Raw genomic sequence first — 24,885 nt, forward strand, 5'->3', positions numbered from 1 at the left:
CGTTAAAAGTTGCTACTTTAGCCCTCGAAATCGAATAAAAATCAAGCAATCTGACCGCCTGTCTCTTTCTACGGAATAAAGAGACAGGCTCTTTTTTTTCTATCCGTTGATTGTCATTCTTTATGTTTACTTCCTTTGTTTCCATTTTTATACTGTTTTCAATCATTATCTCTTTCCTTTTTTGATACACATTAACATATGTTCCAATGACACACCCCCTGCCCCCTCTCGAGAGGGGAAAATGTTACTCTTAGACACACAAAAAGCGGCGCAACACCCGGCAAGATGCTGCGTAACTATTGGTGCATCTGTTATCTTTTACAGATGCGATTGATAAGAGAAAAGGTTGCTTATTTCAAGAATCTCCGGTTACCCGTATCCTCCAAGATTCTCATTTGCGAAATGGCTATTTGATTCAACTTCAAAAGACGCTCTTTTTGAGTCAGGCCTTCGTCGATAAATACGGCATTCAGGTTCTCCATGTTCGATAGGCAGATCAGTTCGTTGATGGAAGCATAGTCACGAATATTCCCTTTCAGTTCGGGATGTTGTTCGCGCCACTCTTTGGCTGTCAGACCAAACATGGCGACATTAAGCACATCGGCTTCACTGGCATATATAACAGATGCTTGCGCTATCGTTAATTCAGGCGGAACCAGATTTTGCTTAACAGCATCGGTATGTATATGGTAATTGATCTTTGAGAGTTCGCGCTTGGCACTCCAACCGATTTGAGCTTGCTCCTGGGCTTTGAGACGTTGGAATTCTTTGATTATGTACAGCTCAAATTCGATGGATATCCAACTTGCAAATTTGAAAGCAATATCCTTATGTGCATAAGTTCCGCCATAACGCCCAGATTTAGTAATTAATCCGATAGCATTTGTCGATTCAACCCATTTTTTAGGAGAAAGTGTAAATGCATTCAGTCCTGCTTCTTTTCTAAACCTATCGAATTCGATAGGTTTAAAACTTGGATTGTACAAAGTTTCCCATACACCTAAATACTCAATTGTATTTCGGTTCCTTAACCAATTACAAACAACAATAAATGTATCTGTTGTTTTAAACCGTGCTATATCCGTAATACAGATATAATCTTCTTCATTCACTTTGATAACTGTTACCTCCGTGTCTTTTACCGTAATTTTTGCCATAGTGTTCTATTTTGTATTAAACAGTTGTAAAGGAACAAAATATATTACGAACTGACAAAAATCGGCTGTTGATTTTCCTCTTATCTATCTCATCATGTCAAAGAACTCGTCTTCCCCGGTTACTGGCAGGTTCGGGGAAGAACCTGATATGTTGTTTATTTGAATCCGGCTTGCACCGGAGGGATATTGTTATTCACTTTCCTGAATGCAACGGAGTACTTGACCATCCTGAATAGAGTAACTTTGGAAGATCCCAAAATATAGTAGAGTCCCTGCATTATTATAATACATATCCAAACCATTACTATAATATTGATCAACACCCATTGCTGAATATTCTCGTGACCAAATAATACAACGTAAACCAATAAATTCAAAAGTATCTGCAGAGCGCCTATACCCCGTAAACCGAAAATAACTGGCTTCTCCCGATCCTGCGTTTTCGAAATAAAGATATAATCCACCGTCAGCAACAGCCCTATTGACATTTGATGCATTCGGTGTTACATTTCCTGAAATTGAAGTACTTTTAGATAGTGCTTTTAGTTCTGTCCCTGATACGACCCGCCAACCAACCGGACAAGGATCATTTAAGCCTTTCAGTCCTTTTTCATCATTCCACAGAGTCTTTATGACAGATACATCTTCGGCACACCATCCCAAAGCAGAGTTACCTAACATAATATAATCAGTTGGTATTTTATAGGCATTCCGAAGTGTTTGTCTCGAAGTTTTAGTAATCAGAGACAGGTAATTAATACCATCAGGACCATATCTGTTAAGCATACCTTTCGGAGCAATCGTAACCGAAGTTAACCCAGTTATCTTATCTATGGAAATGGCCGAATAACTACCGGTAAAAGGATCTTTACGCCCCCATTGATAATGGAAACCATTGGCCTTCGACATATCGAGTGTATTTTGAGGAGGATCTGAAAGTGTATATCCTTTTATTGCACCCAAATTACGATCCATCATAGGAGGTTGATTAGAACCGTTGTTTGTAAATTTAAGTTTACGTTTATTGACAGGAGTCAATACAGTTTCATCACCTGTCGATGTAGGGGCATAATCTGTTACCCAAATGTGCCAACTCCAAAGAATCTCATTTTTCGAGCTGTAGGCGGCTATCAGACCGTTTCCTCCCGTTGTATTAGGAGCTACACGACAATAGATCAGGCCATCTTTTAAATCCACAATATTGGTATGATCGCTTTCCGAATTGACTACACCCATAACAGGATCACCTACATCACCGTTCTCTTTGGTCTGCCAAAGTAACTTGACATAGGCTATGCCGCCTTCCGAATCCGACCAACCTTTCAGAGTACTGTTGGCTATTGTCGTTCCATTTTGCTGATATTTAAGCGGGTCGAAACAGAAAGCACCACCGGGAACCACCATGAAACAGTTGGCGGTCGGTACCAGATTGTCATTATTCTGTGAAGCTGGTATCGGGTCGATGATCGTTACGCGACGATCGTTGATGGGTAGCCCGGTATGATTTATCTTTACTGTATAGTTATAATCTGTATTACCATACATATTAAAGTCTGACGATTCGGAACCACCCAGATAAACGCGGTAACTTAGTTTTTTCTTTGACTCAGTCGTGTTAAATGCGATGAAATCGACATACGAACTCCCTGTAGGGGCATTCGACTTGATACGGTAAGTTTGCGAAGTGGCGGCCGGGTTTGTGCCTCGTACATTGGCTGGTATCCAACAAGAATATGTTTGGGCTGTTATTTCGGCGGCTGTCAATTGGATTGTGGTGAACTGGTCCAACAGGGAGGGATAAGTATTATCGGTCTTATCGGGTGCTGCCACTACTTTATAATCAGTAGGGATACTTTGCAAAAGGATTTGTTTTAACCCATAACCGGTATATGAATAAGTCCAATTCAATGTCAGTCGGGTAGCCAGACGGTGAAGCAGCAGACGGACGTCTTTACCTTCAATACTTTTGATCGTGTTGCCTTCCACACAGACATGTTCAAGGTGCAGGACATAAGGCATCTTGTTCATATCAGCTTGGCTATTGGGCTGAAGAGATGATATAGTGGAGGCTGCGACACTTTTAGTTTGGGCAGAAGGCAGGTTACCGGTTCCCAATCTGGTTGTGTTTCCATTTCCCCAGGCTACGATTACCAGTTGGCAGTCGGAGTTAGCTGCCAGAGACAGATTAAGGGTGGAACCGATTTCTTGCTCTGCAATTGCAGTTGACATACCACCGATCCGATCGCCGGAACGGTCATATTGTTGTATTTCCAGATTATAGAGTTTGTCCGGTTTTATAGAAGTTGTTTCTCCTTTTGTTAGTTTTGACAATTGAAGTGCATAATTAAATCCGGCTACATCCGATTTAGTAGTCGGTGATGCAGACAGCGTATATCCGTCTGCTTCGTCAGCAAAACCAAGATCGAACGTTACCTCCACCGTTTTTCCCTCCGGTGAATTTTCCTTCGGGTTGTCGATCTTGTCCTCGCAACCTGTGTTCATTAATACCAGTGTTAAAAGTGTCATTGCAATAACTCCTTTCGTTTCTAATTTTCGTTCTATACTTGCCATCCTCATATCATTTTTTAACTACATCATTTATGTTAAATCCGACCGTTTCGATTGTCTCTTTATTCCCAAGAAAGAGACAGGGGACTGACGGCTTCTTATTAACCGCTGTGTCCTAGTGATTTAAACGATGCGGTTTGTCAATGATCGCTTACGCTCCGAAGGATGGCGTAACTTTAATATTTTTGAATTCTAATCAAAATGTCACCAAATACTTGCTCTACTCGTTAAAAGTTGCTACTTTAGCCCTCGAAATCGAATAAAAATCAAGCAATCTGACCGCCTGTCTCTTTCTTGGGAATAAAGAGACAGGCTCTTTTTTTACTATCCGTTGATTGTCATTCTTTATGTTTACTTCCTTTGTTTCCATTTTTACTACTTTTTTTGTACTTGTCTCTTTCCTTTTTTGATACACATTAACAGATGTTCCAATGACACACCCCCTGCCCCCTCTCAAGAGGGGAAAAAGTTACTCTTAGACACACAAAAAGCAGCGCAACACCCGGCAGGTCCGGGGGAGACCTTATACCTTATACAAGTCCGGCTTACATCGGGTGTTATTTACTATTCCTGTTCCTGGATGCAACGAAGAAGCAGGGATTCGCGCGTATTGCCACCAGTAAATCGCCACATTGCTGACTGCGACGAATAGATATATTTTCCTCTGCTGCTACCATCTACTAATGCATCCCCACCCCAAAAGTGCATCCCTGTATTGATCTCTATCATCCCAGTTAACTCCCAATAGCCTGCCAGATAAAAGTATGTAGTGTTTATTCCTGCTTTATCGTAATAGAGGACGTAGCCACCATCTTTTACGCCGGTTCCTGTTTTTAGTCTCGGATAATATAGATTGCCACTGGTTTGACCTGTAAGTAATGGAGTATAATTATTTCCGTTTGCAACACGCCATCCTGCCGGACAAGGGTCATGAAGGCCTTTAGTGATGCCGGCTCCCCAGGCATTCCTGTACTCATCTGTTTGACTGCTAATCCAGGAAGTACTGCTATTGCCTTTATACATATTCCCCGGGTCTTTATAAACATCCCGATAAGAAGCAAGCCTTTGGACAAGCCCGGTTGGATGAAATGTAATTCCATCCCCTTCAAACAGGCTTAATAATCCCTTTGTAGGAGCATCTTTCTTTATTTCTGTGTATGGAATCTTTTCGATCTTGGTATTTGAATAGCTACCTATGAAAGGATCTTTTCTCCCCCATTGATAGTAAAAACCGTTCGTCTTTGATTTTTCCAGTTCATTGGGGGGAAAGTCTATATAGCCAGCGGCTGCACCCAGATTACGATCCATCATGGGCAGGAAACTGGAGTTTTTATATTCAAACTTCAGTTTTCGTTTATTCACCGGAGTCTGTACATCTTCACCGCCTCTCGGATCGGGGCTATAATCGGTTACCCAGATGTGCCAGCTCCACAGAATTTGATTACTTTTATTATAAGCGGCGATTGCTCCGCTACCACCTGCGGTATTCGGGGCTACACGACAGTAGATATATGCCTGATCGATATTATTTACCGAAGATTCGGCAGACACATCTCCCCCACCGATCATTTTTATATCGACAACATTCGTATGGTCGTCATCGGAGTTTACAACACCTAACACCGGGTCACCCAAATCACCGTTTTCTTTCGTTTGCCAGAGCACTCTGACATAAGCTATCCCCCCTTCGCCGTCAACCCATCCTTTCAATGTTGTATTCACATTATTGTCATTTCCTTTTATCTGATATTTGAACGGATCAAAGCAAAAAGCACTACCGGGTACTACCATAAAACAATTAGCGGTAGGTACCAGGTTGCCATTGTTCTGTGATGCGGGTATCGGGTCGATAATCGTTACACGACGGTCGTTGACCGGAAGTTCTTTATGTTTAAAAGAAACAGTATATGTATAGTCAGTATTGCCATACAAGTTAAAATCGGTATAATCCGGACCACCGAGGTAGACGCGGTAGTTGAGCTTCTTTTTGGTATCGCTTTTATGGCCTGCAATAAAACTGGCGTAGCTGCTTCCCGTCGGGGCATTCGCTTTGATACGGTATAGGGCGCTGTTGGATTCATTACTCGTACCACGTACGTTAGCCGGAACCCAACAAGTATAACTACCTTTCTCTATATCTTTCTTAGATAGCTGTATCGTAGTGTACTGATCCAGTAAAGAAGGATAGGTATTGTTTTCATTCTCGTCGGGCTTAGGTATTACATTATAATTAAGGGGGATACTTTCCAACAGGATTTGCTTTAGGCTATAGTCTGTGTTGGTTGGATACTCCCAATTAAATGTCAGGCGAGTGGCCAGACGTTTGAGTAGGATGCGTACGTCTTCACCGTTGGGACTGCTTATAATACCGCTTGCGCCACTACCTGTTACGTTTATATGTTTCAGATGGAGTATATAAGGCATAACATTCATGTTGTCATCTTTTATTGATTCGATTGTGGAAGCATCGATCGAAACTTCCTGTGCTTTGGAAAGGGTTGTACTACCTAAGGATTTGCCACTACCCTGTCCCCAGGCAACAAAAACGAGTTGGCAATCGGTTGCTTCCGATAAACTGACGGTCAGCTTTTGACCAATGGCTTGATCGATGGGATCATTTCCGTTAAGATAGTTACCATCTTTATTGTATTGCCTTATCTCCAGTTTATAAAGAGCATCCGGTTTTGAAGTAGTAGTAGCACGGGGTGTGAGCGTCGGAGTCAATTCCACGTTGAAAATTCCATCCTCTCTGGATAGTGCTTTGGTTGATGCGGACAGTTCATAGCCGTCTGTTTCATCAGCAAAGCCGATATTCAGCGCTACCTCGACAGTCTTTCCCTCCGAGGGATTGACCACCGGACTGTCGATTTTATCCTCGCAACCTATGTTCATTAATCCTAGTGTTAAGAGTACCATAATGACTCCTTTCGTTTCTAATTTTCGTTCTATACTTGCCATCCTCATATCATTTTTTAACTACATCATTTATGTTAAATCCGACCGTTTCGATTGTCTCTTTATTCCCAAGAAAGAGACAGGGGACTGATGGCTTCTTATTAATCGCTGTATACCAGTGATTTAAATAATGTAGTTTGTCAATGATCGCTTACGCTCCGGAGGATGGCGTAACTTTAATATTTTTGAATTCTAATCAAAATGTCACCAAAAACTTGCCTTACTCGTTAAAAGTTGCTACTTTAGCCCTCGAAATCGAATAAAAATCAAGCAATCTGACCGCCTGTCTCTTTCTTGGGAATAAAGAGACAGATTCTTTTTTTATCAGTCGTTGATTCTCATTTATTAGCTTCATTTTCTGTTTTTTCGTTTTTATGTCTGTTTATATCATTATCTCTTTCTTTTTTACGCACATTAACAGAGGGTGATTTCCTTGTGGTTGTTGTATAGAGATTGGAAGAGATAACAAAAACAGCGGAGTATACTTCATCGAAAGTATACTCCGCTGCTCTGTTATAACAATAAAAACGTTATGCTTTACTTTTACTTCTCGTCTTCCATATCCCTATTTACGTTCTGTGCATTAAGAGAATTATTGATCTCCTGACTAAACTCATTCAACAAGTCAATATCATGGATATCTTTGATATCAAGTATTTCACGGATTAATTCAACTTTACCATTTTCCAGTTCAGTGTTAGGTATCATAAGCCTTTCTTATTTTAGATTGATTAATTATTGTATTATCTTATCACTTAACAATATAAGCTTAACATTGTTCATCAGAATCCGGTATTTCATATACATTTTAGGAAAATTGATATCATTTCCGGTAATATTGCTATTTCTTACATGAAATGAAATACGGAACTTTACGACGTATTAAAACCTCAAACAAATCGGACTTATGAAACGTTATATATTTATTCTATCAGGATTACTGATGTCGATTATGATATTCGCTCAAAAAAAAGAAATAAGTATGTTGGTAAAAAGTAAAAGTCAGTTTAGCGTAGACGAGACAGTCAGCAGAATAGAGACTAATCTTAAGGAAAGAGATATACAGGTTTTTGCCTTATTCGATCATAGCCAAAATGCCAGGGAAAGTGGCCTGGCATTAATGCCTAATAAAGTAATTGTTTTTGGTTCACCCAAGGCAGGAACCCTGTTGATGCAGGAAAATCCGGAGATATCTATTGAACTCCCGTTAAAAATATCTGTATGGCAGGATGCTCATGGAGACGTCTGGGCTGCATTCATCAGCATGAAGTCTATAGCCGGCCAATATGGGTTGGATGATAATCCGACCATAATGAAGATGCAAGATCTATTGGTCAATATTATAGGAGAAGCTACCAGTAAACATTGACTCACAATTTCCACAAAATAAAAAGGTGATTAGCCGATGCCGGCTAATCACCTTTCCTTTTACTTAATAAGTTTTATTACTTAGAAGCTTCGATAGATGCTTTTCTAAATTCTTTCAATAATTTTTCCAGTTCCAGAGATGCTTTACGAGCACGAGTACCCGCAGCCTTGTTACCGTTTTCTACCTGAGCTTTAGCATTTGTACTGAACTCTTCAATTGCCACATTGATTTTTTCTACTAATTCTTTCATTTTACTTTTATGCTTTTATTGTTATATTGAGCCACAAAAGTATAAATAATTATATTATATGCAAGAAAAATGTATCTGCCAAGTTATATTTTATTTTGTCTGCAATCGGATACATGTCGTAAAGCATATTCATTTTCGGTTTATTTTAACTAAATAATTTGTCCTCTTGGTAGATATTGCCTAAGTTAGTGGCATAAATAATTAACCGAAGTATTAACCTTCAAAATAAGGGAACCATGACAAAGACAATCACTTTTAATGAATTGCGCAGACTGAAAGACCGTCTGCCTGACGGAAGTACTCATCGCATTGCAGATGAGTTGGGTATATCAGTAGAAACTGTTCGTAATTATTTTGGTGGATATAATTATAAGGACGGTAAAAGCTGTGGGATACATATCGAACCAGGTCCAGATGGTGGCCTTGTCGTATTAGATGACACGACGATATTTGAACGTGCTTTACAGATACTCGCCGAAGTACAGGACGTATCTGAAGCACAAGAAGCGTAAAGAAATTCAAAGCAAAAAAAATCCCATAGCAAACGAAAGAAAAACGCTGTGGGATTTTTTATTTAGCAACATTTCGTATTTTCCAATTGTTTAATTTATAAAACGCACGAATTATGGAAGATAAACTAGTAACATTAGCTATTCACACGTTTGAGAAAGCACAAATTCTTAAGACGATACTTGAAACAGAAGGGATCGAAGTCTATATACATAATGTAAACCAGATCCAACCCGTCGTATCGGCCGGTGTACGTGTGAGAATTAAGGAAAGCGACCTGCCTCATGCTTTGCGTATTATTGAGGATAGTAAATGGCTTAGCGAAGACGCGGAAGAAGAATCTACAACCCCGCAGACTAAAAAGATTCTGATTCCGGTCGACTTCTCCGACTATTCGATCAAGGCTTGTGAACTGGGTATTAATTATGCCCATCAGGCTGGTGCCGAGGTGATGATCATGCACGCTTATTTTAGCCCTTATTTCCCATCGGCTATTCCTATGGGTGATACGTTGGCTTATCAGGTGAATGAAGAGGAATCCGTACAAAACGTATTGAAACGTGTTCAGATCGATATGGAAAATATCTGTACAATGATCAACCGCAAAATACAGACCGGAGAATTACCCAAAGTGAAGTATAATTATGTGCTTCGTGAAGGATTGCCGGAAGAAGAGATCATTGCCTACTGCAAAGAATATCACCCGACCTTGATCGTTATGGGTACTCGTGGTAAGAGTCAGAAAGATATGGATCTGATCGGTAGTGTAACTGGAGAGGTGATCGAGGTCAACAAGGTTCCGGTACTGGCTGTTCCGGAAAATATACGTTTTAATGATCTAAGTGACGCAAAGAACATTGCTTTCGCTACCTCATTCAACCAACGTGACCTGGTTGCATTCGACGAGTTCATGGAAATAATAAAAGGATACGACATTAATATCCATTTATTCAATATCTCGACAAGCAAAGACGAATGGAATGAAATTCGCCTGACCGGTGTAAACGAGTATTTCAAAAAACAATATCCCGAAGCGAATATCAGCCATACCGTTTTAGCAGATGGTGACTTGTTGCTGGCTATCGAAAAATTTGTACGCGACAAACAGATCGATGTCATTGCATTAAGTACCTATCGCCGGAATATCCTGGCCAGAATGTTTAATCCGTCTATCGCACGTAAAATGTTGTTCCATACTGATACTCCGTTATTGGTAATGCATTCATAAAAATACAGGAAAACAGAATTAAACTATTCTGAATAAAAAGCCGCGGATAAATTATCAAAAACGATTTATCCGCGGCTTCATTATTATTTGAAAACTGTTTCTTATCTTAGGCAACCGACTAAAGGTACATTAAACACCGCAATCAGTAAAACTGCAATAAAGATGGCATAAACAATAATACGTTTCTGCTTATCCGAATACAAAGTACTTGCCTCCCCGCTTGTTCCGGGAACAAATGCACGAGCTTTTATATATAACCAATACACCAGCCATCCGAAGAATACACCGGCAATGGCTCCCGGTACAATATCTGAAATAAAATGGACTCCAAGATAAACCCGTGTATAAGCAGTCAATGCAGCCCACAGGAAGATAGTCCATGTAAATAAGCGGTAGCGGAAAAGCAATGACATAAAAGTGGCAAAACCAAAAGCATTGGCTGCATGGCTGGATATAAAGCCATATTTTCCACCACGATAATCGAATACAGTTTTTACCTGATCCATAAAGTCCGGATGATGCGTAGGACGGAAACGGGTAAAAATAGGCTTACACACATGTGATGCGAACTGATCACAAAAGGTTATAACAAGTACGATCGCCAGCAAAATCAGAATAGATTCCCGCCACTTCTTCTTATACAGTAATACAATCAGTATAAAAGCAGCTAACGGCAGCCATACTGCCTTTCCGGAATACAACCACATGAAGCGGTCAAGGAAAGGAGAATCGCTGCCGTTAAGCATAAAGAACAAATCTCGTTCGTAAACTAATATTTTTTCTACCATCAGATTATTTCAATGTCTTTGGTTGGCATCCAACCAACATTTCCGTCTTCCAACGCGATTTCACTCCAATCACCTAACTTACTTTTAACCGAAACTCTAGTTCCTTCATGCAATACGAACAAATCTGTTCCACTGGCATCAGGAGAACTTTTCACAGTTACTGTAGGAGCAAATACGATCGCATACGAACGGTTTACTAATTCTGCTTTCTGATTGGCAGCAAAGATGTTCGTCATGATTACGCAGAACAGCAGAAGTAATCCTACATAAAAACCAGCTTTCTTCAAATGGATCTGTTTTGAAAAGAAGAATAGGATCAAACAACCAATGAACAGAATAAAACAGACTATTCCCATTTTAGCCCATGAATCGGCTGCTCCCATATTCTGAACCGAGTCAAACCATCTTGCCAGGAAAAAGCCATCGACAGGTTCGATCTTATCGACAGTCTTCTGACGAGCCATTTGCAGGTTGAAGCGGACATCGCTGTCACCCGGATCAAGCACCAATGCCCGTTCGTAATTCAGAATTGCAGAAGCAGTCTTACCGGCTTTATAATAGGCATTCCCCAGATTATAATATATTTCAGGAGAATCTCCGTTACTTTTCAATAGGCCCTCATACAATTCAATCGCTTTCCCATAATCTTCCTTGGTATATGCAGTTTCAGCTTCTTTGATTACCGCATCCTGTGCGTAAGCAGTCCATGCCAGACACTGAATCAATAGGAAAAACAATATCTTTTTCATATTTATATTCGTCTTCATCTTATTGCTTTTTAATTGTATTCTCCATCTTACCAATGGCGTCTACGGTTAATTCATATAATTTATCCATAGCATCAGAAGCCTGTGCCGGAGCATAACGGGCAAACTCACAAGTATTCAGGATATCCATGAACTCATTCGTCAGCGTATCGTCTACACCATATTTCGACAGTTCGGTTTCCACATTGTCTTTAGTAAGACTAGCCTGCGGGATATTCAGCTTATCACTCAAATAACCCCACAAAGCGCGGAGAACTTCATCGTAGAATTCTTCCTTTTTGTTTTCCTTCATCAGCTTACCGGCATTTTTCAATCTCCTTACGGCAATCTTGTTCGCTTTCTTAGTTCTAACCAACGCTATATTAGAGTTTTCTTTTACCTGCTTGCGATAGATAAAGAAGAAAACGATAAACAATATACCCGGTACGATATAACACATGTAATACATGAAAGAACCGAAGAAAATATCGTTATTGGCAATGAAGTTAAAGTCCTTCACCTTTAGGTAGCGGATATCTTTACCCAGATATTTCACACTTTCCCGATTACTGAAATTAGATACAGCCGGAGAAGAACCGCTTCCCTCCTTACCTTGCTCTACATGCAGTTTATAAGGTTCGGATTTCAGTGTCTTATAAGTTCCCGACTTCGGATCGAAATAAGAGAAAGAAATAGCCGGTATTTCGAAATCACCTGCATAACGGGGAATAGCCATGTATTCGATCGTTTTGCTTCCGCTCACGCCAGCTTCCGTAGTCTTAGTGTCAGTCTCTACCTTCGGGTCGAAAATATCAAAATCGTTAGGGAAAACAACTTCCGGATTCTTGATCAGTTTGATATTTCCATTACCTGAGATCTTTAACTTAATGGTAACAGCATCATTCGTTTTTACGTTTGTCGAATTGATATCGGATGTCATGTTGAAATTACCAACCGCACCCGAGAATGAAGCCGGTTTACCGGATGGCAACGGTTTCACATCGATCGTTGCAGGATTCGACACCAGCGTCTTCTGAACATTATCATACATATCCCTGAATTCATCAAAAATACTACGTACTTTCCGTTGCGTCGGGACACTGATTACAGCATCGAATTTACCGCTCTCTATGGTAATTTTGCCTGCACGTTGCGGATAAAGAACCGTCTGTTTCAGAACAACAGTAAAATAATTGCGGCCATTGTAATGATCCTGCGACCATTGTGGATCGGGCTGTTCTATTTCCTGAGCAAGAAAACCTTCAAATTCGGGGAACTTGGCACTCGTCATACTACACATCCGGGCAGCATATAATTTAAATGTCACCAGGAAACCTTCCTGTTCGTATACATTCCGGTTGGAGACTTCCATCCTTACAAAATAATCATCCTTACCGATAGAAGCAGCCTGTCCGCCATTTCCTCCATCAGCTTCGGCTGCTTTATCCGGCGGAAGTACTTTAATTGCTAATGCATTGGATGTATAATTAGCACCTTTTACCTTGATCGAAGCCGGTTCGATATTAAACGTACCCTCTTTCTTCGGCATCAGAATATAAGTAAATGTATAAGCGACTTCTGATGATACATTTCCATTAATAATCTGAGTACTTGAACTTGTAGCCAAAGAAGGTCCCATCAGTACATCAAAATCCGGAAGTTCCGGCACACGCAAGTCACTGGCTTTCGCCTCTGCGTTTACAGTATACGCTAATCTGAATTGTTGCCCCATCACGACAGCATTCGGAGCAACAGCCTTAAAGGTCACGTTACCGGCGGCCTTTGACATCACTCCTGCTGTGAGAAAGAGAACGAATAAGAAAGCTAATCTTCTCATTATATTGTTGTTTTTTCTGTTTTCAGTATCCAAATTACCATTCTTTATCTGTCTTACGACGTTGTTGTTGTTCAGCCTGAGCCTTCTTTACCTTTTCCTGTGTATTCTTTTCATCTTGTAGGAAGGCATCCAACATTTGCTGCGCATTATCCTGACTCATCTGTTCGTTCTGTTGTTGTTCCTGCTGAGTCTTATCTTCTTTCTTGTCGTCTTGCTGCTGCTGTTGTTGTTGCTGCTGCTGATCGTCTTTATTTTCCTGGTCTTCTTTTTTATCCTGATTCTGCTGATCCTGATTTTGATCCTGGTTTTCGTTTTGTTGATTTTCCAGCAACTTCTGGGCCAAAGCCAGATTATAACGCGTCTCGTCATCTTTCGGATTCAGACGCAAGGATTGTTTGAATGCTTCCACACTCTTCTGATATTCCTTGCTCTGCATACTGATATCTCCCAGGTTATGGAACACGCTGGCAAGACGGGCTTTTCCCTCTTCGGTTTCAACCATCTTTTCTGCCTGACCGGTCAACAATTGATATTGCTCAGCAGCTTCCGGAAACTTCTTCTGCTTATATAAAGAGTTTCCTAAATTGTAAGTACCTTCAACGGAACGGGGATTTACTTCCAGGCTTTTGCGGTAAGCGATTTCCGATTCGGTAAATTTTTCCTCGGTGTACAACTTATTACCCGCACGTACATTTTTACGTTCAGCCTTCTGGGCAAACACTGCTCCTGAGCAAAACAGAAGCGCTCCCATCCATATCATTGATTTTCGTATACGTCTCATCTTATCCATTGAATTAAGAGAACAATTTTACTTTTCTGAAAATACGGTTCTTCCTGTCTAATGTAAGGAAGTCAGCAATCAGCAGGATCAGTGCGATCCATGCCAAAGTCTGAAATTGTTCGTTATATTCGGAATATACTTTACTGTCTAATTCCGACTTATTCATCTTCTCTATCTCCGTCTGCAATGCTTTCAATGCAGAGTTCGTGTTGTCGGCACGGACATACATACCGTGTCCTGCCGCAGCAATCTCCTGACACATTTCTTCGCTCAACTTAGTGATAACGACATTGCCGTCTTTATCTTTCATATAGTTGTTGGCTCCTACCGGAATAGGCGAACCTTTAGGGTCGCCCATACCGACAATGTTGACATGAATATTTTTTTCCGCAGCAGCGGCAGCCGCTTTTACGGCATCGCCCTCATGGTTCTCACCGTCGGTTATCAAGATAATTGCTTTATCCGATGTTTCGCTCGGAGTAAACGAGCGCATAGCCAGATTAATGGCAGAACCGATAGCCGTGCCCTGTGTCGAAACCATCGACGGGTTGATGGATGACAGGAACATCTTCGCCGAAATATAATCGGAAGTGATCGGTAACTGGGTAAATGCATCACCTGCAAAAACGATCAGCCCCATCTTGTCATCTTTAAATCCATCCGTCAGTCTTGATAACATCTGTTTTGCCTTTTCCAAGCGGTTGGGCGAAACATCTTCGGCCAACATCGAATTGGATACGTCCAGACAAACCATTATTTCCACGCCCTGACGTTTTACGGTTTCCAGTTTAGAACCAAATTGCGGACCCGCAATAACAAAGATAACCATTGTAATGGCTCCGAACAATAGCCAAAACTTCAGATGCTGGCGTTTCGGAGATACCTCCGGCATCAACTCTGCCAGCAATTCGGGATTACCATATTTCTTTATTGCCTTTTTCTTCAGGATCATTGCATACACATAGAATGCAATGAGTACCGGAAGGATAAAAAGCAAGTACAAAAAGTCCGGATGTGCAAAACGAAACATAAGCCTTTATATTTACGGTATATTTCTTAACAATGTATTTCTCAATAAAATCTCAACCAGAAGCAACGCGAATAACAACAAAGCCCAGTTCTTATATTCTTCCTGTTTCTTGCTGTATTGCTGTACGCTGATCTTGGTCTTTTCCATTTTGTCGATCTCTGAATAAATCTCCTTCAGGCTGGTATTATCCGTTGCACGGAAATACTGTCCGCCGGTTGTTGCCGCGATCTGCTTTAATGTCGGCTCGTCGATCTCGACAGGAACATCCTGGTACTGTATACCGAATGCTGTCTGGAAAGGATAAGGAGCCATGCCCTTTGTCCCTACACCGATTGCATACACACGGATACCGAATGTCTTGGCAATTTCGGCTGCCGTAACAGGGGCAATTTCACCGGCATTGTTTACACCGTCGGTAAGCAGGATGATCACTTTCGATTTGGCCTGGCTGTCTTTAATACGGCTCACCGCATTGGCCAGTCCTAAACCAATCGCTGTTCCATCCTGGATAATACCCGGCTGAACATCCTTGAAGAGGTTCAACAACACGGTATGGTCGGTAGTAAGCGGACATTGCGTAAAACTTTCAGCCGCAAATACGACCAATCCGATATTATCGTTAGGACGACCATTGATGAAAGAAGCAGCCACATCTTTCGATGCCTCCAGACGGTTCGGCTTCAGGTCCTGTGCCAGCATACTGCTCGAGATATCCATCGCCATCACAATATCGATACCTTCCGTAGAAGTATTCTGCCAACTATTTGTAGACTGCGGACGTGCCAATATGATAATAAGTACTGCAACTGCCGCCATTCTCAAGACAAAAGGGACATGCCTCAGATACACCTTCCAGGAAGTAGTTCCCGGTGCATCGAATGCTTCCGAAGATGATACCTGCAAACTTGCCTGACTTTTACAGAGCTTCCAGATATACCATCCTATCATCGGGATAAGCAGCAATAACAAATACAGATATGTAGGATTTGCAAATACCATTTTATTCTTTTGTTATATTTGAATCGTTAGTATCAGTTGCCTCTTTCTCCTCTGTTTCCGGAGTTACAACTTCTTCAATCTTAGTCTGGTTGATGAAGAGATATGCATTCATCAAACTCAGGTCGTTTTCATCCGGCAGCGGGTTCATCTTCGCGAACTTCACATAATCGGACAAATTCAATATTTGTTTCAGATTTTCAAATACGGAATCAGCGTCATGTTGCTTACGGATAATATCGAGAATTTCACCGGAAGTCATTTCCATTGCGTTGATATCGAAACGTTCTACGATATAACGACGCAATGTTTCCGTGATCAATGTGTAATACTCTTTATTACGGCCTTGCTGCCACAACTTCTGTTGTTTGATCTCATCCAATTCCTTAATAGCCTGTTCGTGAGGCGGAAGCTTGGGCTCCGGCTTCTTAAACGGAATAAGGGATTGTTTGTTACGCAAGCGCTTGATAATGTATGCAATCACACAGATCAGGAAAAGAGCCAGTAAAATGCCGTAGATTATCGGATAATAATCTGCCAGCACAAAAGGCGGTTTCCAGATATCTTTTATATCATAAAACTCTTCCGGTTTGTCTACATTCACAGGAATGGTCGACACTTTCAACGCAATCTGGTTCGAATAAATAGTATCTGCTCCGTCTATCACTTTGAACGGGGGCAACAGATACAGTGAAGAGTCGAAAGAAGTGACCAGAATATCCTGTTTGATCAACAGGCGGTCGTTCTCGATCACTGACGAATCGGCCTTCGAAAATTCGAGCACCTCTACCCCACGCATCAGTGTGTCGCCCGGTATCACGATCTGAACCGGCTTATCCTTGTCTGTCGTAACCGTCAAATGTAAAACAGTCTGTTCTCCGATCAGAATGGCAGCAGAATCGACCTTTACATCGATTAAGGTCTGCTGCGCAAACATCTTCCCTCCTGCCAGCAAAAACAGGAGAAGGAACAGAAAGCTTTTATTTATAAATTTCTTTTGCATGCTTAATTACGTTTATCAAAAAGAGCAATCAGTGCTTTCACATAATCATCTTCGGTACGAATAGAAACGGAGTCGACCCGGCATTTCTTGAACGAATCGTTCATGGCAGCCTGGCGGCGATCCCACCATTCTTTATAAGCCTCGCGTACACGGGTCGAAGAACTGTCGATCCAGCGTTCTGCTCCTGTTTCTGCATCCTTCACTTTCATTAATCCGACTGACGGCAGTTCTGTCTCACGACGATCGTACACCTGAATAGCCACAACATCGTGTTTACGGTTGGCTATTGTCAGCGCATCTTTAAAACCGCCTTTATCGATAAAGTCGGATATCAGGAAGGTCGTACAACGTTTCTTTATGGCGTTAGTCAGAAATTTCAAGACCTGGCTGACATCGGTCTTCGTATCCTGAGGCTGGAAGTCGATCAGTTCGCGAATGATATAAAGAATATGTTTTTTCCCCTTCTGAGGCGGAATAAATTTCTCGATCTTATCAGAGAAGAAAACCACACCGATCTTATCATTATTCTGTATGGCAGAAAACGCCAGCGTAGCTGCAATCTCCGTAATAACCTCTTTCTTCATTACGTTCACGGAACCAAAGTCTCTACTGCCGGATACGTCGATCAGCAACATCACGGTCAGTTCGCGCTCTTCTTCGAACACCTTTATATAAGGGCGTACGTAGCGGGCGGTCACGTTCCAGTCGATATCGCGGATATCGTCGCCGTATTGATACTCGCGCACTTCGCTAAACGCCATACCACGGCCTTTGAAAGCCGAATGGTATTGTCCCGCAAAAATATTGCGCGACAAGCCACGAGTCTTTATCTCAATTCGACGAACTTTTTTTAATAGTTCACTTGTTTCCATTGCTCTCTTAATTCTTTATTAATTCCTTATTTGGCGGATCGTCAGAAACTTCTGAAACGGATAATCCGTTCTTTTGAAGCCGTCAGAAGCTTCTGAAATGTTTTTTTTGAAGAAAATATGATTTCAGAAGCTTCTGAAAAGATTTTTTCCCCGAAAACAAGCTGTCAGAAAGTTCTGAAAAGGTTTTTCTTTCAAAAAAAACTATTTCAGAGAATGCTGAAATTATTTTTTTCATGAAATGGAGCTTTCAGAAAGCTCTGACAATTATTTTTCCACCTTTGCATTAAGGTACTTCTACCTTATTAAGGATTTCACTGATCACCTCTTCGGAGGTCAGGTTGTTTGCTTCCGCTTCATAGCTCAGACCGATACGGTGACGCATCACGTCGTGGCATACGGCACGGATGTCTTCCGGGATCACATAGCCTCTGCGTTTGATAAATGCATAAGCGCGGGCAGCCAGTGCCAGGTTGATAGAAGCACGCGGAGATGCACCGAAAGCGATCATGTTCGACAAGTTAGCCAATCCATGTTCCTGCGGGAAACGGGTTGCAAATACGATGTCGACGATATAACGTTCGATCTTTTCGTCCAGATAGACTTCACGAACCACTTTACGGGCTTCCAGTATTTCATTCTTTGTCAGGATCGGTTTGATATCCGGTTTGACGCCTGAGATATTCTGACGGATGATCAACTTTTCTTCTTCTTTCTTCGGATAGTTGATAATCACCTTCAACATGAAACGGTCGACCTGTGCTTCAGGCAGCGGGTAAGTACCTTCCTGCTCGATCGGGTTCTGGGTTGCCATAACCAGGAAAGGTTCCGGCAATTTATAAGTATTTTCACTGATTGTCACCTGACGTTCCTGCATGGCTTCCAAAAGAGCACTCTGAACTTTAGCCGGAGCACGGTTTATTTCATCCGCCAACACAAAATTAGCGAAGACCGGGCCTTGTTTTACCTGAAATTCTTCGCTTTTCTGACTGTAAATCATTGTACCGATCACATCGGCCGGCAGTAAGTCCGGGGTAAACTGTATACGACTGTATTTGGCATCGATCAGCGACGCCAATGTTTTAATGGCAAGCGTCTTTGCCAACCCGGGAACCCCTTCAAGCAGGATATGCCCGTCGGAAAGCAGACCAATCATTAATGATTCAACCAAATGCTTTTGTCCAACAATTACCTGGTCCATGCCCATCGTAATCATGTTTACAAACGAACTTTTACTCTCAATTCGCTCGTTCAACTCACGAATGTCTACTGTCTGACTCATAGATTTTCTTATTTATATTATTATTGTTTCTTGCTTGTTTTTATAGCTGCACAAAATTAGAAATGTTAAATTCGTATTCTTCACTTTTGCAGTTAAATAATACTAACCCAACAACAACTATTTTGTTTTATTTTACTTAAAAGAATGGAGTTTTGTTACAAATTTCCAGCCAGTATTTCCGTCTGGCGTGCTGCGGCTTTGTCTATTGAAGCACGACTATGTTTATCGATGCCATACAGTCTCGGAGCTGGTACCAGGATTTCAGTACCGACCGGTATGTTATTAGGGTCTTTTATGGCGGCTTTATTGTAGTCATACAGATAGACCCAGAATATTTTACTACCGTAATATTCGAGGGAGATCAGGGTTAAACGGCTACCTGTTTCTATTTTTACTTTCGCCAATACTTCCGGTGTTTCTACCGGTACTTCGGGAGCTATTGCTGGTAATTCGGCTGTGATAGTATCTTTGTCTTCCTCGATTCCTGTATTAAGTTCCGGTTCCAGAAGCGTATCGACCGAAGCAACTGCCTGGTCAGGTAAAGATCTACCGGTTAACGCTTTCGTCGGTATTTCAGGCCCTAGGAAAAAACTCCGGTTAAGATACAGCAGTGTACTACCGGCTACAATAATGGCAATAATACCAACTGCCACCAATCCTTTTATCCAAGGTGAAGCAGACGGTTCTTCATCGTCAAACTGATAATCGGTATCAGGAAAATCTTTTGCCAAAGGAATTGGCCTGCTTTCTTCTTTCACTTCCTCTGTTGACTCTTCTATTGATTCCTCAACCGATTCTTCTCCGGTAGGCTCTACTACTTCAGATGGCGAAGATTCGTTTTCGAATGGTGGCTCCGATTCGGTATCCGAAATGTCTTCCGACTGAATTTCTTCTTCTGGCGACTCCGGAGCTTCCGGTGATTCAGCTATTTCTTCCTTATTATCATCTGTGTTTTCCGGGATGGATTGTATTTCCGGCTTTTCAACAGACAGGATGTTTTCCGGGATAATATCCTCTACCGATTCATCTTCGGCTTCTTTCTCTTCTATCTCCGCTGACACATCCAGATCTGTAAAATCTATGTTTTCATTCAACTCGGTCGTCTCAAAGAATGAAAATGGCTTATTTACTAATTCGCGCAACTCCTTATCAGGAAGAAAAGAGAACTTATAATGTGCAGGAATCAAAAAGCGTTCTCCTGTATTCACATGAATGCTTTCCCGCTTCTCTACCAAAACTACTTTAAAGGAACCAAGTCCCTTCACTTTAGCAATCTTATCGGTAAAGACTCCTTTTGAAACGATTGCAATAAATTCTCTTAGAAACTGTTCTGCACTGTTTCTGTCCTTCCCTGTACGTTCCGCTAATAAAGCAGCCAGATCCTGTATTGTCAGCCGACTATTCATTGTCGCTTAATTCTTTTAGTTTAGATTTGATAGTAGCTCCCGGTTTAAATACCGGAACGAGCTTGGGTGGTACCAGATAACGCTTTCCATTTGCCGGATTGACAGAGATACGTTCAGCCTTCTTCTTTATTTCAAACAGGCCTAATCCTTGCAAATAAATAGCATCATTATCTACCAGTTTCGAACCAACCACAGAGCTAAAAGCAGACAGCATTTCGGTTACTTCCTGTGCAGTCCACCCCAGTTTTGCGGACAACTCTGTTATTAGCTCCTTGTTTTTCATACTTACCTCATCAATAGATTCAGCAGCGATATTAGTTATTTTTTTGTAAACAGACAAACTTATTAATGGTTTTTATATCAAAGAAACACTTTTCCGTAAAGGTCAAAAGCCTGTGATTCTTCGATATTTACGTTATAAAACTCTCCTGGATTTAGCGATAGTTGTTTAAAAACAACAACTTCCGGATCGACCTCCGGAGAGTCGAATTCGGTACGTCCGATATAACAATCTTCTTCCTCCCGGTCGATTATAATTTTAAAGGTTTGGCCTACTTTGGCCTCATTTATCTCGTTAGAGATCCTTTCCTGTATCCGCATCAGGTAGTCTAAACGTTCCTGTTTAACTTCATCAGGAATATCATCCGTATAATTCTTGAATGAATAAGTACCCTCTTCATGACTGTAAGCAAAAGCACCCATACGTTCGAAACGCACTTTCTTTACAAATTCGACCAATTCCTCGAAGTCCTGCTCCGTTTCACCCGGATGTCCCACCATTAATGTCGTTCGGAGATGGATGCCCGGAACTTCTTTCCGGATACGTTCAATCAATGCGTATGTTTCTTCCTTCGTGATATTACGACGCATCTTCTGTAACATATTGTCGCTGATATGCTGCAAAGCGATATCCAGATATTTACAAACATTATCACGCTCACGCATTACCCGCAACAGATCATAAGGGAAATGGGAAGGATAACCATAATGCAAACGAATCCATTCTACTCCGGGAATATCCGAAATACGTTCAACCAGTTCGGGTAATGCATATCTTTTATATATATCCAACCCGTAATAAGTCAGATCCTGGGCAATAACCTGAAATTCCTTTACTCCTTGTGCAACAAGCAGACGCACCTCCTCTTCTATCTGTTCCATCGGGATGGATTGATAGTGTCCGGTACTAATAGGAATGGCACAGTAGGAACAGGTACGATTACATCCTTCTGCAATTTTCAGGAAAGCATAATGTTTCGGGGTGGTCAACACACGGTCGGAAGCTAATTCACGATGATAGGATTTGCCGATATCGGATATGAGTTCCTTCCAGTTGAACTTTCCGTAAAAATGGTCTACTTCGGGTAACTCCTGCTTCATTTCTTCCAGGAAACGCTCGGTAAGACATCCCATCACATATAATTGACCTATCTTTCCTTTCTTCTTAGCTTCACCCAATTCCAGGATCATATTGATCGATTCTTCCTGGGCATCACCGATGAAACCGCAGGTATTCACTACAACGATCTCTCCGTTTATCTTATGTGGGTCATGTTCAACGGTATAGCCGTTTGCGACAAACTGACGCATCAACTGCTCCGAGTCGACCAGGTTTTTCGAACAGCCCAGCGTGATAATATCTACTTTATTTTTTCTCATCTTATCTATTACGAACAAAGAGTAACTAATTCCCCTCTTGAGAGGGGGAAGGGGTGTGTAAATCAGTATCAAACACACTATTATCACACACACCCTGCCCCCTCTCAAGAGGGGAAAAGTTACTCTTAAATATTATTCTCCAAATAATGAATTTACAAATTCCTTCTTGTTAAAGACCTGCAAATCTTCAATGCCTTCACCCAAACCGATATATTTTACCGGAATACGGAAGTGGTCGGAAATACCGATCACGACACCACCTTTAGCTGTTCCATCCAATTTAGTGACAGCCAATGCATTCACTTCGGTAGCTGCAGTAAATTGTTTAGCTTGTTCAAAGGCATTCTGTCCTGTTGAACCGTCCAATACCAGCAAAACTTCGTGAGGAGCATCAGGAATAACCTTTTTCATCACGTTCTTTATCTTGGTAAGTTCATTCATCAGGTTTATTTTATTATGCAAACGACCGGCTGTATCGATAATTACAACGTCGGCATCATTTGCCTTGGCAGAACTAAGTGTGTCGAATGCCACAGAAGCCGGATCGGAACCCATTTTCTGCTTTACAATAGGAACACCTACACGTTCACTCCAGATCACCAACTGTTCAACTGCGGCTGCACGGAATGTATCGGCAGCACCCAGGTAAACAGTTTTACCGGCTTTCTTGAATTGATATGCCAGTTTACCGATTGTAGTTGTTTTACCTACTCCGTTCACACCGACAACCATGATAACATAGGGCTTCTTATCTTCCGGGACAATAAAGCTTTCAGCATCTTCCGTGTTGTTTTCGGTAAGTAATGTCGCAATCTCGTCACGCAGCAAGGTGGTGAGTTCCTGAGTAGTGACGTACTTATCCCGGGCTACACGCTTTTCGATACGTTCGATAATCTTCAACGTAGTATCTACACCGACATCGGAAGTAATAAGTACCTCTTCCAGGTTATCCAATACTTCATCATCTACCTTACTCTTTCCGGCAATAGCCCTGGTAAGTTTAGAAAATACATTTTCTTTTGTCTTAGATAACCCTTTGTCTAAAGTTTCTTTTTTTTCTTTACTGAAAAAGCTAAAAATACCCATATATTAAATCCGCTTAATTTATTTCTGCTTAGAATGAGGCTGCTAAGTTACAACTTTTTTAGTTGACAGTTGACAGTTGACAGTGGAAAGTTATTTAAAAACATCTGTCAACTCAGCCGTTTCTTCCTTTATAGTCTTCGTAGCCGAACGTCCGATAAAGTACCAATTCATCGTCTTTACTCCAAAGAGCCAGTGACGGATGCGGTATTCCGTTAAACATCGAAGTCTTCACGATGGTATAATGAATCATATCTTCAAAAATGATCTTATCTCCGACTTTCAGAGGTTCGTCAAACGACCAATCCCCCATATAGTCGCCACTCAGGCAGCTATTTCCCCCAATACGGTAAGTCGGCTTTCCTTCCATCTTATCGGTTGCATTACGAATAACCGGCTTATAAGGCATTTCCAGGCAATCCGGCATATGGCAGGTAAATGAAGCATCTATAATGGCTGTTTTTATCCCATGATTTTCTACGATGTCCACCACGGTGGTCAACAAGAACCCGGTCTGCCATGCGAAAGCGCTTCCCGGCTCCATAATCAATTCCAAATCAGGATACTTAGCCTTGAATGATTGAAGTAATGATATTAAATGTTCGATATCATATCCTTTCCGTGTCATTAAATGTCCGCCTCCCATATTCAACCATTTGATATGCGGTAAAAAACGGCCGAAGCGTTTCTCGACTTCCGATAATGTTTTCTCCAGATCAAATGAAGTAGACTCACATAACGTATGAAAATGTAACCCTTCTACCCCTTCCGGCAATTTGTCGCCTAACAGGTCGGCAATAATTCCCATCCTCGAACCGGGTGCACAGGGGTTATACAGATCGGTTTCTACATCCGAATACTCCGGGTTAATACGTAAGCCGCATGAGATACGGTTTCCGTCTGCTTGCACCATCGGATAAAACCGCTCAAACTGCGATAATGAATTAAATGTGATATGACTACTGTACTTTAGTATAGCAGGAAAATCTGCTTCCGTATAAGCCGGTGAATAAGTATGTGCCGGACTTCCCATTTCCTCGAAAGCCAACTGAGCTTCAAATTTCGAACTGGCTGTCGAATATGGTATATATTCGCGGACGATCGGAAAAGATTTCCACAGGGCAAAAGCTTTAAAAGCTAGAATTATATTCACTCCAGCCCGTTCCTTTACGCTCTTGATAAGAGCCAGGTTGTTACGGAGCAGCTTCTCTTCCATCACATAACATGGAGATGGTATTACGTTGAAATTAATCATTTAGTTTCTTTATTCGTAAATAAATTACAAAGATAATGTTATATTCAGAATATCCCAGTATACTGAACAGAAGAAGATACTCACATTCTTACGTTTCACCCTTCACTGCTTCC

At 41.4% G+C, this 24,885-nt stretch carries 22 protein-coding genes; 3 read left to right on the top strand and 19 right to left on the bottom strand.

Translation table 11 applies throughout. From position 1 onward, the window contains the following. Positions 1-350: 350 nt before the first annotated feature. The 4 genes from M1P97_RS13010 to M1P97_RS13025 all read right to left on the bottom strand — a co-directional run bounded on the left by M1P97_RS13010 (position 351) and on the right by M1P97_RS13025 (position 7,388). Positions 351-1,157 (bottom strand): KilA-N domain-containing protein, encoded by an 807-nt coding sequence (locus M1P97_RS13010; protein ID WP_195372924.1) that lies wholly within the window; start codon positions 1,155-1,157, stop codon positions 351-353. Between the two features lie 189 nt (positions 1,158-1,346). Beyond that, positions 1,347-3,728 carry a DUF4906 domain-containing protein gene (locus M1P97_RS13015; RefSeq protein WP_195372923.1) on the bottom strand — a complete coding sequence of 794 codons (2,382 nt, stop codon included), beginning with the start codon at positions 3,726-3,728 and terminating at the stop codon, positions 1,347-1,349. Positions 3,729-4,289: 561 nt separating this feature from the next. Continuing rightward, positions 4,290-6,683 carry a DUF4906 domain-containing protein gene (locus M1P97_RS13020; RefSeq protein ID WP_195372922.1) on the bottom strand — a complete coding sequence of 798 codons (2,394 nt, stop codon included), beginning with the start codon at positions 6,681-6,683 and terminating at the stop codon, positions 4,290-4,292. Positions 6,684-7,223: 540 nt separating this feature from the next. Then, complete coding sequence (locus M1P97_RS13025) at positions 7,224-7,388, bottom strand: hypothetical protein (RefSeq protein WP_195372921.1); 165 nt, start codon at positions 7,386-7,388, stop codon at positions 7,224-7,226. A 274-nt stretch (positions 7,389-7,662) separates the two neighbouring features. On the opposite strand from M1P97_RS13025, the gene M1P97_RS13030 reads away from it, so the two are divergent. Continuing rightward, positions 7,663-8,049, top strand: a complete 387-nt coding sequence (locus M1P97_RS13030) for a DUF302 domain-containing protein (protein ID WP_229058500.1) — start codon at positions 7,663-7,665, stop codon at positions 8,047-8,049. Positions 8,050-8,125: 76 nt separating this feature from the next. On the opposite strand, the gene M1P97_RS13035 is transcribed toward M1P97_RS13030, so the two are convergent. Beyond that, a complete protein-coding gene (locus M1P97_RS13035; RefSeq protein ID WP_195372919.1) occupies positions 8,126-8,299 on the bottom strand; it encodes a histone H1 in 174 nt (57 codons plus the stop codon). A 236-nt stretch (positions 8,300-8,535) separates the two neighbouring features. Between M1P97_RS13035 and M1P97_RS13040 the strand changes: the two genes are divergently transcribed. Further along, a complete protein-coding gene (locus M1P97_RS13040) occupies positions 8,536-8,811 on the top strand; it encodes a hypothetical protein (protein WP_028729268.1) in 276 nt (91 codons plus the stop codon). A gap of 113 nt (positions 8,812-8,924) precedes the next feature. Continuing rightward, complete coding sequence (locus M1P97_RS13045; protein WP_195372918.1) at positions 8,925-10,037, top strand: universal stress protein; 1,113 nt, start codon at positions 8,925-8,927, stop codon at positions 10,035-10,037. Between the two features lie 101 nt (positions 10,038-10,138). On the opposite strand, the gene M1P97_RS13050 is transcribed toward M1P97_RS13045, so the two are convergent. From M1P97_RS13050 to nspC, 14 genes are all read right to left on the bottom strand, one after another. Further along, positions 10,139-10,825, bottom strand: a complete 687-nt coding sequence (locus M1P97_RS13050; protein ID WP_195372917.1) for a phosphatase PAP2 family protein — start codon at positions 10,823-10,825, stop codon at positions 10,139-10,141. Continuing rightward, positions 10,825-11,592: a tetratricopeptide repeat protein gene (locus M1P97_RS13055; RefSeq protein WP_195372916.1), complete on the bottom strand. Its 768-nt coding sequence runs from the start codon at positions 11,590-11,592 to the stop codon at positions 10,825-10,827. The genes M1P97_RS13050 and M1P97_RS13055 overlap by 1 nt, the downstream gene beginning before the upstream one ends. 1 nt (position 11,593) lies before the next feature. After that, the gene (locus M1P97_RS13060; RefSeq protein WP_195372915.1) at positions 11,594-13,408 is read right to left on the bottom strand and encodes a BatD family protein; all 1,815 of its coding nucleotides are present in this window, start codon (positions 13,406-13,408) and stop codon (positions 11,594-11,596) included. A 34-nt stretch (positions 13,409-13,442) separates the two neighbouring features. Then, positions 13,443-14,189: a tetratricopeptide repeat protein gene (locus M1P97_RS13065; RefSeq protein ID WP_195372914.1), complete on the bottom strand. Its 747-nt coding sequence runs from the start codon at positions 14,187-14,189 to the stop codon at positions 13,443-13,445. Positions 14,190-14,202: 13 nt separating this feature from the next. Continuing rightward, the gene (locus M1P97_RS13070) at positions 14,203-15,219 is read right to left on the bottom strand and encodes a vWA domain-containing protein (RefSeq protein ID WP_195372913.1); all 1,017 of its coding nucleotides are present in this window, start codon (positions 15,217-15,219) and stop codon (positions 14,203-14,205) included. Between the two features lie 12 nt (positions 15,220-15,231). Next, positions 15,232-16,218, bottom strand: a complete 987-nt coding sequence (locus M1P97_RS13075; RefSeq protein WP_195372912.1) for a vWA domain-containing protein — start codon at positions 16,216-16,218, stop codon at positions 15,232-15,234. 1 nt (position 16,219) lies between these two features. Then, positions 16,220-17,218 (bottom strand): hypothetical protein, encoded by a 999-nt coding sequence (locus M1P97_RS13080; RefSeq protein ID WP_249389311.1) that lies wholly within the window; start codon positions 17,216-17,218, stop codon positions 16,220-16,222. Between the two features lie 2 nt (positions 17,219-17,220). Beyond that, positions 17,221-18,090, bottom strand: coding sequence for a DUF58 domain-containing protein (locus M1P97_RS13085; RefSeq protein WP_249389312.1), 870 nt, complete (start codon positions 18,088-18,090; stop codon positions 17,221-17,223). A 283-nt stretch (positions 18,091-18,373) separates the two neighbouring features. After that, the gene (locus M1P97_RS13090) at positions 18,374-19,369 is read right to left on the bottom strand and encodes an AAA family ATPase (RefSeq protein WP_195372909.1); all 996 of its coding nucleotides are present in this window, start codon (positions 19,367-19,369) and stop codon (positions 18,374-18,376) included. A gap of 155 nt (positions 19,370-19,524) precedes the next feature. Beyond that, positions 19,525-20,775, bottom strand: coding sequence for an HU family DNA-binding protein (locus M1P97_RS13095; protein ID WP_195372908.1), 1,251 nt, complete (start codon positions 20,773-20,775; stop codon positions 19,525-19,527). Further along, entirely contained in the window at positions 20,768-21,058 is a 291-nt protein-coding gene (locus M1P97_RS13100) for an HU family DNA-binding protein (protein WP_075559989.1), read from the bottom strand. The genes M1P97_RS13095 and M1P97_RS13100 overlap by 8 nt, the downstream gene beginning before the upstream one ends. 77 nt (positions 21,059-21,135) lie before the next feature. After that, entirely contained in the window at positions 21,136-22,434 is a 1,299-nt protein-coding gene (gene rimO / locus M1P97_RS13105) for a 30S ribosomal protein S12 methylthiotransferase RimO (protein ID WP_195372907.1), read from the bottom strand. 132 nt (positions 22,435-22,566) lie between these two features. Beyond that, entirely contained in the window at positions 22,567-23,520 is a 954-nt protein-coding gene (gene ftsY, locus M1P97_RS13110; protein ID WP_195372906.1) for a signal recognition particle-docking protein FtsY, read from the bottom strand. A 112-nt stretch (positions 23,521-23,632) separates the two neighbouring features. Continuing rightward, positions 23,633-24,772, bottom strand: a complete 1,140-nt coding sequence (nspC, locus tag M1P97_RS13115) for a carboxynorspermidine decarboxylase (RefSeq protein WP_249389313.1) — start codon at positions 24,770-24,772, stop codon at positions 23,633-23,635. Between the last annotated feature and the right edge of the window lie 113 nt (positions 24,773-24,885).

This window comes from Parabacteroides leei (assembly GCF_023369805.1).
Taxonomy (GTDB): Bacteria; Bacteroidota; Bacteroidia; order Bacteroidales; family Tannerellaceae; genus Parabacteroides; species Parabacteroides leei.